The organism is Bombilactobacillus mellis (assembly GCF_000967245.1).
Lineage (GTDB): Bacteria > Bacillota > Bacilli > Lactobacillales > Lactobacillaceae > Bombilactobacillus > Bombilactobacillus mellis.
Genome location: NZ_KQ033878.1, coordinates 708,325 through 722,041, shown reverse-complemented (window position 1 = coordinate 722,041; position 13,717 = coordinate 708,325). Strand labels below are relative to the sequence as shown.

General features: G+C 36.9%; 11 protein-coding genes. 9 read left to right on the top strand and 2 right to left on the bottom strand.

Features of this window, described 5'->3' with window-relative positions; all coding sequences use genetic code 11:
* Nucleotides 1-4 precede the first annotated feature (4 nt).
* The gene (locus JG29_RS07605; RefSeq protein WP_084232645.1) at nucleotides 5-1,924 is read left to right on the top strand and encodes a copper-translocating P-type ATPase; all 1,920 of its coding nucleotides are present in this window, start codon (nucleotides 5-7) and stop codon (nucleotides 1,922-1,924) included.
* A gap of 131 nt (nucleotides 1,925-2,055) precedes the next feature.
* On the opposite strand, the gene kynU is transcribed toward JG29_RS07605, so the two are convergent.
* Both kynU and JG29_RS07595 read right to left on the bottom strand, forming a co-directional pair.
* Nucleotides 2,056-3,327: a kynureninase gene (gene kynU, locus JG29_RS07600; RefSeq protein WP_045923347.1), complete on the bottom strand. Its 1,272-nt coding sequence runs from the start codon at nucleotides 3,325-3,327 to the stop codon at nucleotides 2,056-2,058.
* The gene (locus tag JG29_RS07595; protein ID WP_045923346.1) at nucleotides 3,324-4,514 is read right to left on the bottom strand and encodes an MFS transporter; all 1,191 of its coding nucleotides are present in this window, start codon (nucleotides 4,512-4,514) and stop codon (nucleotides 3,324-3,326) included. The genes kynU and JG29_RS07595 overlap by 4 nt, the downstream gene beginning before the upstream one ends.
* A 957-nt stretch (nucleotides 4,515-5,471) precedes the next feature.
* Between JG29_RS07595 and JG29_RS08790 the strand changes: the two genes are divergently transcribed.
* The 8 genes from JG29_RS08790 (at nucleotide 5,472) to JG29_RS07560 (ending at nucleotide 13,701) form a co-directional block, all read left to right on the top strand.
* Nucleotides 5,472-5,630 carry a hypothetical protein gene (locus JG29_RS08790; RefSeq protein WP_156961648.1) on the top strand — a complete coding sequence of 53 codons (159 nt, stop codon included), beginning with the start codon at nucleotides 5,472-5,474 and terminating at the stop codon, nucleotides 5,628-5,630.
* Between the two features lie 189 nt (nucleotides 5,631-5,819).
* A complete protein-coding gene (locus JG29_RS07590) occupies nucleotides 5,820-6,791 on the top strand; it encodes a zinc ribbon domain-containing protein (RefSeq protein WP_045923345.1) in 972 nt (323 codons plus the stop codon).
* Between the two features lie 65 nt (nucleotides 6,792-6,856).
* Entirely contained in the window at nucleotides 6,857-7,540 is a 684-nt protein-coding gene (locus JG29_RS07585) for a response regulator transcription factor (protein ID WP_045923344.1), read from the top strand.
* A 3-nt stretch (nucleotides 7,541-7,543) separates the two neighbouring features.
* The gene (locus JG29_RS07580) at nucleotides 7,544-8,611 is read left to right on the top strand and encodes a sensor histidine kinase (protein WP_045923343.1); all 1,068 of its coding nucleotides are present in this window, start codon (nucleotides 7,544-7,546) and stop codon (nucleotides 8,609-8,611) included.
* A gap of 12 nt (nucleotides 8,612-8,623) precedes the next feature.
* Nucleotides 8,624-10,156: a UDP-N-acetylmuramoyl-L-alanyl-D-glutamate--2,6-diaminopimelate ligase gene (locus JG29_RS07575; protein ID WP_045923342.1), complete on the top strand. Its 1,533-nt coding sequence runs from the start codon at nucleotides 8,624-8,626 to the stop codon at nucleotides 10,154-10,156.
* Nucleotides 10,157-10,166: 10 nt separating this feature from the next.
* A complete protein-coding gene (locus JG29_RS07570) occupies nucleotides 10,167-10,910 on the top strand; it encodes an aspartate/glutamate racemase family protein (protein WP_045923341.1) in 744 nt (247 codons plus the stop codon).
* Between the two features lie 39 nt (nucleotides 10,911-10,949).
* Nucleotides 10,950-12,083, top strand: coding sequence for an LCP family protein (locus JG29_RS07565; RefSeq protein ID WP_052696338.1), 1,134 nt, complete (start codon nucleotides 10,950-10,952; stop codon nucleotides 12,081-12,083).
* 76 nt (nucleotides 12,084-12,159) lie between these two features.
* Nucleotides 12,160-13,701 (top strand): ABC-F family ATP-binding cassette domain-containing protein, encoded by a 1,542-nt coding sequence (locus JG29_RS07560; RefSeq protein ID WP_045923340.1) that lies wholly within the window; start codon nucleotides 12,160-12,162, stop codon nucleotides 13,699-13,701.
* Nucleotides 13,702-13,717 lie beyond the last annotated feature (16 nt).

The window sequence follows — 13,717 nt, the reverse complement described above, 5'->3', positions numbered from 1 at the left end:
ACTAATGAGTATAAAAAATCGTTTTATTTTTTCTTTAATTATTTCTTTACCGATGTTAGTGCAAATGATATTAATGCCTTGGGGATGGATGCTGCCTGGCGGTGATTGGCTGATGTTTGGCTTAGCAACTGTCGAAATGGTAGTTGCCGCAGGTCCGTTTTTGCATAGCGCCTGGGCGGCTTTTAAAAACCATCAAGCCAATATGGATACTTTAGTGGCGATTGGTACGCTGACGGCTTATTTATATAGTGTCTATGCCTTATTTACTCACCGAGCAGTATTTTTTGAAAGTGCGGTTTTTATAATAACCTTTATCTTATTGGGGCAAGTTTTAGAAGAAAAAATGCGGACTAATGCTTCAAGTGCCGTTAAAAAACTGATCAATTTACAAGCTAAAACAGCAGAAGTTATGCGCGCTGGCCAGTTTGTGCAAGTTCCCCTTCAAGAAGTTCAAGTTGATGATATTCTTCGGGTTAAGCCGGGACAAAAAATTGCCGTAGATGGTGTCATCACTCAAGGCACTTCTAGTATTGATGAATCCATGGTAACTGGCGAAAGTATGCCGGTTACTAAAAAGGTCGGTGATCAAGTAATTGGGGCTACTATTAATAAAACCGGTACTTTTCTATTTCAAGCCCAAAAAGTAGGACCTGATACCTTATTATCGCAGATTGTAGAAATGGTTAAAAAGGCGCAAACCAGCCGGGCCCCTATTCAAAAACTAACGGATAAAATTTCTAATATTTTTGTACCTGCCGTTTTAATTATTGCTATTCTGACTTTTGTCATTTGGAATATATTTTTACAAGCATCTACGGTGCGGGCGCTGCTATTTGCGGTATCAGTGGTTATTATTGCTTGCCCTTGCGCTTTAGGGTTAGCTACTCCAACTGCTCTAATGGTTGGAACAGGACGTAGTGCCAAAGCTGGAATACTAATAAAAAATGGTGAGGTTTTAGAAGCAGCCGATAATATTCAAACGGTAGTTTTCGATAAAACCGGAACAATTACTCACGGTCAACCGCAAGTTACTGATATTGTGGGATCAAAGCCCAAGCAAATTCTCCAAATAGCAGCTTCTATAGAAACTGCTTCGGAACATCCTTTAGCACAGGCCATTGTTCAAGCTGCTCAAAAGCAGGAACTATCTTTAATTCCGGCAGCTGATTTTCAAACAATTGTTGGTAAAGGGGTCCGCGCCCAGTTACAAGATAAACAGTTTTATATTGGTAGCGAGCAACTTTTTTCTCAAAATTCTATATCGGAGAAGTTAAGGCAGCAAAAAGAACAATTGCAAAATGAGGCTAAAACAGTAGTAATCGTCGGTGAAGTGGGAGCTGCGCAAGGCTTAATTGCTATTCAAGATACTCCAAAAAGCAGTGCAGCTGCAGCAATAGCAGCTTTGAAACGTCAGGGCTTAAAAACCGTAATGCTTACGGGCGATAATCAACAAGTCGCACAAGCTATTGCTCAAAAAGTAGGTATTGATCAAGTGTTTGCTAATGTTTTGCCCAACGATAAAGCCCAGATTGTGCAACAATTACAGCGACATAATAATGTAGCTTTTGTTGGTGATGGTATTAATGATGCCCCAGCTTTGACCTTGGCTAATGTTGGTATTGCTATGGGTTCAGGGACAGATATCGCGATTGAAGCGGGAGGAATTGTTTTAGTGAAGAATGATTTGCGCGGCGTAGTGCAAGCCTTGGAATTGAGTCGCAAAACTTTTCAACGAATTAAATTTAATCTGTTTTGGGCCTTTATTTATAATGCTTTAGGAATTCCGATTGCGGCAGGAGTATTTGTAGGTTGGGGGTTGGTTTTAAGTCCAGAATTAGCCAGTTTAGCGATGGCTTTAAGTTCTATTTCGGTCGTGCTGAGCTCCTTATTGTTAAATAAAGTAAAACTCACACCAGTAGATTAGAATTCTATTGCTCTTATTATTTTGCATTGAAATTGGTGGCGTTTTGAAGTAGGATGTATTACTTTTAAAAATTAGGTAAATAAAAAATGTCGGTCTTTTTGATCGACATTTTTGGCTATTTTTTTAAGATTTTAAACTACTAATCCCCGTTTAGCACTGTATTTTTCATAACTTTTAGTTTTTAAGATATCTTCTAAGATATCTACCATTTGATAAACTTCTTCATAAGAAGTATAAAGTGCAATTGGGGCTAAGCGGATGACATCAGGTTCACGGAAATCAGGAATCACGTTACGATCTTTGAGGGCTAAAGAAATTTGATAACCTTGGGGATGTTCCAAGCAAACATGGCCGCCGCGTTTACTGTCTTCGCGTGGATTACCTACTTTACAACCATATTGAGTCAATTTTTCATCAATTAAATACATCAAATAAGCCGTAATTTTCAGCGATTTCGTTCTAATTGCTTCCATGCCGATGCTATTGATTAATTTTAATGTTCCTTCTAAAGGAGCCATAGATAACATGGAAGGCGTTCCGATTTGCCAACCGCTAACGTCTTTTTGGTGTTCAAAATTTTGCTTTAATTGAAATTGGGTATCATCACGGTTACCCCACCAACCAGCAAGACCTGGTTGTTTATCAAAATGTTTTTGATTCAGGTACATACCGGCAATAGAACCAGGACCAGCAGCCAAATATTTATAAGTGCACCAAATAGCAAAATCGGGTTGGATTTTTTGAAAGTCCATAGTGATTGCACCAATAGCGTGACAAAGATCCCAGCCAATAATAATGCCGCGTTCATGAGCTGCTTTGGTTAAACGTTCCATGTCTAGCACTTGAGCACTACGATATAAAACTGTGGGCAACAGAATTAAAGCAACATCATCGCTCATCCCTGCTATAACTGCATCTTCATCAATATATTTGCCATCGGGACTAGGAATAACTTTTACTGCTTCTTCAGGATTGTAGCCGCGTAGACGAATTTCACTATCAATTGCGTAGCGATCAGTAGGAAAGTTTAAATCATCTACTAAGATTTTATAACGCTCGGCAGTAGGTTGATACAAAGTACTGATACATTGGTGCACATTAGAAGTAGTACTGCCGGTAATGAGAACCTCGTTAGCTCGGGCATTAATTAAAGTAGCACATTGAGCGCCTAATTCCAGGCCATAATGAAAATATTCATCCCACATATTAATCCCTTGAGTTTTCCAAATATTCATCATTTTTAAAAGAGCCGTTTCGGCTTCTTTGGAAGCTAGTCCTAAAGAATTACCATCCATATAGATTTGACCAGGTTGAATATAAAAATGATCACGAATTTTAGCTAAAGGATCTTCTTGATCTAATTGTTGAGCCTGTTGTAGATTACTAGTAAATTGATAATTCATGAATTTAATTCCTTTCTCTTTGTCAAAATTATAAATATGAAAATACTGATCGTCCCTAGTAAACAAACACCTCCTAACAATAAACATGCTGTTAACCATGAAATTTCAATCATTTTAGTAACAATGGGTGTGCCGATGATAATACCAATGTAATATAAAAAGTTGACAAAAGATACCGCATAGCCCACTAGTTGATTGCTGTTGACCGTTTTCGGCACCAATACCATGACACAAGAGGAAGCCATCATAATTGTGGCTGATAAACAAAAGACTTGCAGTACATAGCTTGCAAAACCCTGCAGATTCAGCATAGGTAAACAGGAGAGGGTCATTAAAATAAAGGCGGTTAAAGTAATTACGGGACCATGATGGGGAAATTTATCCATTAAATAACCGGCTAATAATCCAAAAGGAACTCCGAACAGGCCAAATAAACTGGCTAAAAAGTTAGCTTGACTATTCGCCAGATGGTAAAAACTAGTAAATAATAAAGGGTAGATAGTAATAAAGGCATATAAAACAAAAGCCATTGCACCTTGAGCGAGGGCTAAAGTCCAAATACGTGTATTCTTTAATAAAGGTTGGAGCTGCTGGTGAAAAGAAATTTTTTGCTTTGCTTGGATATTGGTTGAATCGCTTTCAATAAAATAGGCATAAAGGATTAATAACAACAGAGCTAAGCACAAAGTAAATATCCAAGGAGCCTTCAGGCCGCCTTTTTGTGCCAGTGGTTGAAAGATATTCATAGCGATTAAAGAACCGGCGGCAGAAAAAGTACCCCAAATACCAGTAGCCAAACCACTGCCTGTTTCTGGGAACCACTTATTAATCAAAACAATACCCACCATAATAATTAAAGCAAAAGGTATTCCTTCAATGAAACGAGAGAATAATAACCAGAAATAATTGTGAGCGATAATTCCTAAAAAATTACCCAAAATTAAACAGCCGAAAAGTCCCAGCAGTAATTTTTTAGGACCTAATTTATCAATAATACTGCCTCCGGGTAAGGCCAAAAAAACAGCGGAAAAAGTAAAAATAGACATCAACCAAGCGGAAGCAGAAAGAGATAAATGAAAATTACGATTAATAGTAGTTAAAATAGGAACAATTTTGAGTTGGCTTAAAGAAATTGTCACGCCTCCCAAATAAAGTAAAAAGAACTTAAACCAAGGTTTTTGTTTCATTGTTCTGTCCTCAAGTAATCGTTTTCTTATATTTTATCATCATGGTGCATAATTGGACAACAGTTTTTATTTATTAAGGGCAGGTATTATCGCCAATTTCAAAAGTAGAAAGTGGTGCTTTTTGGCAGTCGTTATCTATTAAGCAAATTGGTAAGATTTTGAGTGGAGCTACGTTGAGCCAAATTATTATTTATGATCAACATTTAACAGAATTGGTCTCATTTTTTGTGGAAGATCTGGTGTAATTTGTCTTTAATAATTTTCCTTGTTTCAATTATTTATCCAAGAGGTTTTAATTCAAAGTTCGATAACAGATATTTTAGACAATATTCTTAACGATTAGCAAGGCATTTTTTCTGATTTACAAAAATTAAAAGATAATTTTTCGGAGATTAATCAGCAATTGAGTCCGCTGGAGATATTAAGGATTTTTGGGGTGCGATGATAGTTTACATTTTCCAAAATCAACTATTTCAATCTGAAGTGGAAAATTATCATCAAGATCTGGAATTGATTAAACGTTAAATTATTTTTAGCTTAAAAGCTTGTTTCATGTCGTGACTGCAGCTTGAGGGGAAACTGCTATTTGTAGTTTGTTTGCTGGGGCTTAGTACTGATAGAATATTCGTGATCGCAAAATAACAAGTGCATTATCATTTCAGCATTTATCAGATTAGAGTGCATCTATTGTATAATGAGAAACCAGAGGGGGGATATGATGACTGGCCAATACAGGCCAAGTGCAGGCTATTTTTAGAACAAACCTAACTCAGATCGCACAGTTAAAAGAGCCGGTGACAGCTCAACATGAAATGAAAAGGGTTTGCTGAAAAATCAGCTTTACATGAAATCAAAAAATTTTGTCTGTAAGTAGTCGCTATCAAAATTATGATGCTCGAGAATTAACAAAAATCCAAAAAAATTGGCAAAGTTTTAATAAATGGGGGGAACTATATAATGGAGAGAAGAAACCTTTTGATAGGAACGATTGCGATATTATGTTTAGTAGTTTCTTTAATTTGTTGGGTTCTACGCCAGCAGTCGATCGCGCTCATTGTTAGTAATGCAGGTTTAGCTTTAACTACAATTTTTTACTTATGGAGTAATCGGAATTGATTACTAAAATAGTAATTAATTATTTGATTAGCTGGGATAAAATCCCAGCTTTTTTGTAAAGATAAATACTAATTATCATAAAAAATTCACATGTTTAGGCTAACATACTTTATAGTATAATTTTGCAAAGAATTAGGGTATACTATAGTTTCCCTAAATTGAAATTGGTTGTTTAAAGGAGAATCAGCCATGAAATATTGTCCCAACTGCGGCTTTAAATTAGCAGCGGATTATAAAGTCTGTCCTAATTGTGGTTATCAGTTGAATACCTCTTTAGCAGATAAAAGATCTGCTCAAAGTGGCGATAAGCAAGAGCAACATTTATCACGTGTGCAGTCGCATCAGGATACGCGTTTGAAGCAGCATAATTCAATAATTCAATATTTAATGTGGTTAAAATCCAATCCCATTAGCTTTTTATTAGTAGTTTTATTAGTAATTTTGACTTATATTTATGTGGGTAAGATTATTAGTTTTATTGTGGCCTTAGTCATGCTTATTTGGGGTTATGTATTTACTAACCGCCAAGCAACCCCCTTGGATAAAAAAATTAAGGCAATGTTTCGTCATGTAGAATATGAAGAACAGACAAAAGTGCAGCGCGTGATTAAAGCGCAGCCACAAATAAAAAGGCAACAACCACGGCCGGTAGTCATAGAGCGGCCCGTTCAAAAATACCAACCTGCCAAAACCACTGGACAGCGTTCTTGGATAGTGATGATTTTAGCAATTATAACTTGGAGTACTAGTTTTTGGCCTGGTTTTTTTGCTAATAATCTGCTGGGCACGGCCATTGGCTGGAATAGCCCCACGGTACCTTCTTTAGCGCAAATGATTCGGCAGGGAATTATGTATTTGAATTTTACTTTTCATTTACAGATTAATCCGTCTTTAGGTCTATGGCTTTTAGCTTTAGGTCCGATTATTATTCTTTTAGGTTCTTTAATGCCCAGTCATTTTGGCCGCAAGTTAGCTTTTCGGGGGGCGGTAATTAGTGCTGTCATCTATTTTGGCGGTCTTGCTGTCTTAAAAATCGCTTTGGACTGGGGCAGCCATTATGCTCAATTACCACCGTTAGCTTTAGGCAGCAGTGGTTATGCCGCATTATTTTGTATTATTTTATTATTGGTTTTCACTATTGTGGCTCGTTTACGGCATTAAGAGTGAATGGTTTTTCGCGATTCTCTTTAGTATAATGGAAAGTGTAATGCTTTGGGGGAGAAATTATGAAAATTTTGGTGGTAGATGATGATCACGATATTGTAGAATTACTAAGTATTTATATTCGCAATGAAGGCTACGAGGCAATTGCGGCAACATCGGGAACGGCCGCTTTGCAAAAGCTCGAACAAAATCCTGATATTGACTTGATGATTTTAGATATTATGATGCCGGATATGTCGGGGATTGAGGTTTTGGAGAAAGTTCGAGCAACTTCACAAATACCTATTATTATTGTTTCGGCTAAAACTAGTGATCTGGATAAGATTAAGGGCCTAATTTCCGGTGCTGATGATTATGTTGTCAAACCTTTTAATCCTCTGGAAGTAATGGCGCGAATTAAATCACTTTTGCGCCGGACACATGCTGGAGAAGAGAATATTCCTAATCAATTAACCATTGGTCCCCTTACTATAAACAAAAAATCTCATGAAGTAGTAACAGCGAGTGGACAAAAGGTACAATTAACCGCATTAGAATTTGGAATCTTATATCTCTTGGCTAGTCATCCTAATCAAGTGTTTTCTGCAGATGAAATTTTTGAACGGGTTTGGAAACAGGAAAGTATTATCTCTGCTAAAACCGTGATGGTGCATGTGAGTCATTTGCGGGACAAATTAGAGGCAGCTACTAATGGCGAAAAGGTTATTGAAACAGTTTGGGGTGTAGGCTACAAGGTGGAGGCCTAATGAATGGCAAATAAAATAAAATTAAATGTTAGACAGTGGTTGAAAATAGCAGCCAGAGGACTTTTGGTATTAATAGTGCTGCTGATCTTGGAAGTAGGAGTCTTATATGGCGCCCACTTTTCTACTGCTGATTCTAAATATTTTTTGATCATTACCGTTTTAAATTTAATTTTATGGGCAATTGTCACCTATCAGCAATATTTGCGCTATCAAGTGCTGCAGCTTTTAATTCAATTTCAGGATGTAACACCGGCCCATGTCCAACAACTGGGACATTTGCAGGTGCATAATCATTGGTTGCACCGAGTATTACAGCAATTATTGCTGATTACCAAAGCCATGCAAACTACGATTCAACAAGAACAAAATAGCGAATTAAGTAAAGATGAATTAATTACTAATGTTAGTCATGACTTGCGGACGCCGCTCACTTCTATTTTAGGCTTTTTGGGTTTAATCGAACAGAACCCGCATACTTCTAATAGTGATATTAAAAAGTACGTGCATATTGCTTTTCAAAAAGCTCAACAATTGCAAGTATTAGTCAATGATTTATTTGAATATGTTCGTGCCAGTTCTGCTAGTACGAAATTGAATTATCGCAAATTTGATATGATCCAAATGCTCGAACAAGTAGATGCTGAATTTGAACTGCAAGCTCAACAAAAACACATTCAAATTAGTGTTACTAGTCCGGAAAAAACACTGGTAATGCGTGCTGATACTGAGAAGCTGGGCCGGGTTTTTAATAATTTAGTTACTAACGCTTTGCAATACGGTCAAGGTGCTCATCATATTTGGTTAAAAGCTCAGGATCGCGGACAATTCGTTTGGTTACAGGTGGCCAATGATGGTGAACCAATTCCGGAAGCCTCTTTACCCCGTTTATTTGAACGTTTTTATCGCAGTGATCAAGCACGATCCCCCGTTCATTCTGGTACTGGTTTGGGGTTGGCCATTGCGCAGAGTCTTATTAAAATTCATGGTGGAAAAATCAGCGTTCAATCTGATGCTAATTTGACAGCTTTTGATATTATTTTACCGAAAAATTTTACCCAAGATACAAAATAAAGGAGAACAAACATGGCACTAATTTTAAATGGGTGCGTTTTGCTTTTAAAAGAACATCATTTATTAAAAAAGGCAGATATTGTCTTTGATAATGAAATTACTGCTGTAACTTATGATTCACGCCGTGCTCAAAAAGATGGCATGTTCTTTTGCAAAGGTACACATTTCAAAGAAGATTATTTACGCCAGGCTCAACAAAATGGTGCTTCAACCTATGTGGCTCAACAAGAATATCCTGAAATTAAGGGTATGAATGCTTTAATTGTTAATGATGTGCAAAAAGCGATGGCCTTATTAGGGGCAGCGTTTTATGATTATCCCCAAAACGAGTTATTTATTATCGCATTCACCGGAACCAAGGGCAAAACTACTTCTGCCTACTTTACTCATGGAATATTGCAAGCATATACTAATAAAAAAGCGGCCCTTTTTTCAACCATTAATCGAATTTTGGGACCGCAGCCGCAGCAAACCTTTAAATCTAGTTTGACGACTCCGGAATCTTTGGATTTATTTCGTGAAATGCGACAAGCAGTGGATAATGGGATGACGCATTTGGTCATGGAAGTTTCTTCACAAGCTTATAAACGCAATCGGGTTTATGGATTACATTATGATGTCGGATTTTTCTTAAATATCACGCCTGATCATATTGGACCGAATGAACATCCTAATTTTGCGGATTACTTACACTGCAAGTTGCAACTTTTAGTGAACTCTAATATCTGTGTATTAAATGCTGACAGTGATCAGTTCTTAGATGTTTATCAGGCGGCTAAAACTACTACTGATCCGGAAAATATTTATACTTTTAAACGGCAAACAGATAAGGCGTCCCAACAGGCTGATTTTATTTATCATAGTACGGAAAGTACGCTGGCTCAAAGTGCCTTTGTCTTACAGGGAATTAGTAGTAAAGCTAAACAGCTGAATATTGATGGTCAATACGAATTAGATTTAGCAGGAGATTTCAACGAAACTAATGCTGTGTCTGCAATTATCGGAGCCGGCTTAGCCGGTGTGCCGTACCAATTAGCCCAAACGGCGATTAATAATGTGCATATTCCTGGAAGAATGGAAACCATTTTTACTCAAAAACATGGGACCATTTATATTGACTATGCACATAATTATGGTAGTATGAAAGCTCTTTTAAGTTTTTTAAAACGTAAAAATCCACACTCTAAAGTAATCGTGGTAGTGGGCAGTACCGGCAATAAAGGCGTATCAAGACGCTCGGGTTTTGGCAAGGCTTTAAGTGAATACGCGGATACGGCTTATTTAACTACAGATGATCCCGGATTTGAAGATCCCCAAAAAATTGCCGAAGAAATCGATCAATATATCGATCATAAACGGGTACAGGTGCAAATCATTTTAGATCGTAAAATGGCAATTAAGACTGCTATTAGTCAAAGTCAACCGGGTGATTTAGTAGTTTTGGCAGGAAAAGGGGAGGATGCTTATCAAAAAATTAGAGGTATCGATACACCTTATCCTAATGATTTTAATGTAGCTCAACAGGTAGTTCGGAAATTAGAATAGGGAGAAGCTTATGCAAAATTTCTTTACAATAATCGGTGGTATGGGTACAGCAGCAACTGAAAGTTATTTAAGATTATTAAATCAACGTACACATGCTCGTAAAGATCAAGATTATCTCAACTATATTTTAGTTAATCATGCAACTATTCCTGATCGTACCAGTTATATTCTAGATCATCATCAGCCGAGTTTTTATCCGCCCTTATTAGAAGATATTAAGCAGCAAAGCCTTTTGCATCCGAGCTTTATGGTTATTATTTGTAATACTGCCCATTACTTTTATCAGGATTTACAGGCGGCTACTACGGTTCCGATTTTGCATATGCCCCGAACAGCTATTGCTACTTTGAAAAAAAAATATCCGCAAGTTCACAGAGTTGGTTTAATAGCAACTCAAGGCACCTTGGCTGATGGAATTTACGAAGCGGAATTACAACAAAGTGGTTATGATTATACATTGGGAGATGCTCAATTACAAAGTGATGTTATGACTTTAATTTATGATAATATTAAACGCAGTGGTAAAGTCGACGCTCAACTTTATTATCAGATTTTAAAACGAATGACTCATGAATTTGGAGCGCAGGCGGTTATTTTAGGGTGCACCGAGCTGTCTTTGGCACAAGAGAAGGCTTTTAATCATCCTTATCGTGTCATTGATGCTCAAAGCATTATTGTAGACCAGAGTATTGAATTGGCACTCAAGGCCCGCGCAGGTCGACCACTAGTAATAGAAAAAGGCTTAGCCCAATAATAGAGGCAATCTAAAGCTGTAATATATTGAGGTTTGATAATGGATAATCAAGATCCAAATAAAGAATTTTTGCACCGAAATCAACGTATTTTTGTGCGCAATGAACATCAAAAATATCATTATACAGTACTAAAAAGTATCTTATTGATCGCTTTAATGTTTATATTTGTTGCTGGAGCTTATGGTTTTCGTATATATTCACAAGCTAGCAACGCTTTAGGCAATGCTTACCGTCCTACTGATAGGACTCATATTTCTCATGCTATTGCTGAGAAAAAACCTGTGACAGTTTTACTTTTGGGTGTTGATACAGGTGATGAGGGCAGAACTGATCGGGGTAATTCTGATACTATGATTTTAGCAACAGTTAATCCGCAAACGCAGAAGACAATTTTGATGAGTATTCCGCGAGACACTTTGGCTGAAATTTATGGTATTAAATCCAGTAAAAAAATTATTCAAAAAATTAACTCTGCTTATAATTTAGGTAAAGAAGCAGCAGCGATGAAGTCTGTAGAAAAATTATTAGGCATTCATATTGATCATTATGTCACGATGGATTTTCATTCTTTGCCTAAAATTGTCGATGCAGTAGATGGCATTACAGTTGATTCTCCTTTTCCTTTTAGTTATGATGGCAGCAGTTTCACTAAAGGCAAGCAAGTCATTACCGGCAAACAAAGTTTGTCTTACGCCCGCATGCGTTATGAAGATCCCGAAGGTGATTATGGCCGCCAGAAACGGCAACGTCAGGTAATAATGGCAATTGTTAAAAAAGCCCTCTCTTTGAGTGCTTTGCCTAATATGCAAAAACTCTTGAATAGTATTTCGGGCTCGATGAGTACCGATTTATCTTTTGATGACATTATGACTTTAATGCAATCTTATCGAGGCGCTTCGAAAAAGATGGAATCAGACTATTTACACGGCCATAGTGCCACGATTAATGGTCTTTCTTATGAAATTGCTCCCACTGCCGAACTGCGCCGAGTTTCAGCCAAAATGCGGCAAGGTGTCGGTCAAGAACCAATTAATTTAGTTAATAAAGAAACAAAATTAAATAAGTTAAACGAACGTTATAATTCCTTTGACTTTGATTCTAAAGCCGAACAGGATTATCAAATCTATGGTAACAACATTAATAGTGAATATGTTACCAATGATGATAATTAAATAGTTGACTAAGGACTAGGTGATAGATTCTTGCCTAGTCTTTTTCTAATTAATAAGAATTTGATAGGAGTAAATTTTGAGTATCTTAAAAATCGAACACTTACAACATGCTTATCTTGATAAGGTTCTTTATGATGATACGAATTTTCAAGTTAATGATCAGGAACATGTTGGAGTTATCGGCCAAAATGGTGTCGGTAAAAGTACCTTAATTAAAATTTTAACTAAACAAGTAGTTCCGGATAATGGGCAGATTACTTGGAAGAAAAAACTTAAAGTCGGCTATCTGGATCAGTATGCCAGTTTGAAAGCAGGGCAGACAATTAAAGAATTTTTACAGAGTGCTTTTGCAGAGTTATTAATACAACAGCAATTGTTAACTAGTCTTTATCAGCAAATGAGTGTTGATGCTAATGCAGATCTAATAGAGCGTGCCGGTAATATTCAAGCTTGGTTGGAAGAAAATGGCTACTACGAAATAGATACTAAAGTTCAACAAGTGGCTACAGGTTTGGGTTTAGATGCTTTAGGTTATGATCATGATGTTATGGACCTAAGTGGTGGGCAACGTTCTAAATTAATTTTGGCGAAATTACTTTTAAAAAATCCGGATATTCTCTTATTAGATGAGCCGACTAATTATTTAGATAGTCAACACATTAGTTGGTTAGCAGATTATTTACAGAATTTTACGGGCGCTTTTGTAGTGGTTTCGCATGATTTTGATTTTTTGGGGAAAATTGTTAATGTGGTATACGATTTAGAATTAGGTCGTTTGACACGTTATAGTGGGTCTTTGCAGCAAGCTCTACGCCAAAAGGCAGCTAATCAACAGACTTATTTAAAATCCTATGCTAGTCAACAAAAAAAGATTGCTAAAACGCAGGCCTATATTCAAAAAAATAAGGCCGGATCACGTTCTAAAAGTGCCAAAAGTCGTGAAAAACAACTGTCTAAAATGAAAGTATTGGCTCCGCCTGCCAATCGCAATAAACCAAATTTTTCCTTTCCTTACTTAGATAATACTAGTCAAATCGTTTTAGAGGTTAATGATCTGAAAATCGGTTATCAACAACCACTGTTACAAAAAGAACTGAATTTTTCAGTAGCAATGGGTGAAAAGGTAGTGATTACAGGTTTTAACGGGATTGGAAAGACCACTTTAATTCGAACTATTTTAAATCAAATCCCTTCACTCGGTGGCAGTGTGCATTTAGCACAGACAGCGAAGGTGGCTTATTATCAACAAGATTTGCTTTGGCCACATCCGCTAGTTACCCCGATAGATATTTTGCAGCAGCAATTTTCTGAACAGGCACAACGTGTTATTCGGCGCACACTTGCCAGAGCTGGTTTGACTGCTCAACAAATGGTGGCCGCTGTTAAAACATTGTCTGGAGGAGAACAAGTAAAGGTTAAATTGGCTTTACTGATGCTCCAACAGGCTAATTTTCTTATTTTAGATGAACCAACTAATCATTTAGATGATGATAGTAAAGCTTCATTGCAGCAGGCCTTAAAAGATTATCGGGGGGCTGTTATTCTTGTGACACATGAAACAAGTTTTTATGATGATTCCTGGATTAATAAAATATTGAATATTGAAAAAAAATATTGATTTATTGTTGACAAGT

What these genes read in the sequence shown, in the direction of transcription:
- kynU (WP_045923347.1), bottom strand. Translation starts at nt 3,327, where the DNA reads ATGAATTATCAATTTACTAGTAATCTACAACAGGCTCAACAATTAGAT.
- JG29_RS07585 (WP_045923344.1), top strand. Translation starts at nt 6,857, where the DNA reads ATGAAAATTTTGGTGGTAGATGATGATCACGATATTGTAGAATTACTA.
- JG29_RS07595 (WP_045923346.1), bottom strand. Translation starts at nt 4,514, where the DNA reads ATGAAACAAAAACCTTGGTTTAAGTTCTTTTTACTTTATTTGGGAGGC.
- JG29_RS07605 (WP_084232645.1), top strand. Translation starts at nt 5, where the DNA reads ATGAGTATAAAAAATCGTTTTATTTTTTCTTTAATTATTTCTTTACCG.
- JG29_RS07575 (WP_045923342.1), top strand. Translation starts at nt 8,624, where the DNA reads ATGGCACTAATTTTAAATGGGTGCGTTTTGCTTTTAAAAGAACATCAT.
- JG29_RS07570 (WP_045923341.1), top strand. Translation starts at nt 10,167, where the DNA reads ATGCAAAATTTCTTTACAATAATCGGTGGTATGGGTACAGCAGCAACT.
- JG29_RS07590 (WP_045923345.1), top strand. Translation starts at nt 5,820, where the DNA reads ATGAAATATTGTCCCAACTGCGGCTTTAAATTAGCAGCGGATTATAAA.
- JG29_RS07565 (WP_052696338.1), top strand. Translation starts at nt 10,950, where the DNA reads ATGGATAATCAAGATCCAAATAAAGAATTTTTGCACCGAAATCAACGT.
- JG29_RS08790 (WP_156961648.1), top strand. Translation starts at nt 5,472, where the DNA reads ATGGAGAGAAGAAACCTTTTGATAGGAACGATTGCGATATTATGTTTA.
- JG29_RS07580 (WP_045923343.1), top strand. Translation starts at nt 7,544, where the DNA reads ATGGCAAATAAAATAAAATTAAATGTTAGACAGTGGTTGAAAATAGCA.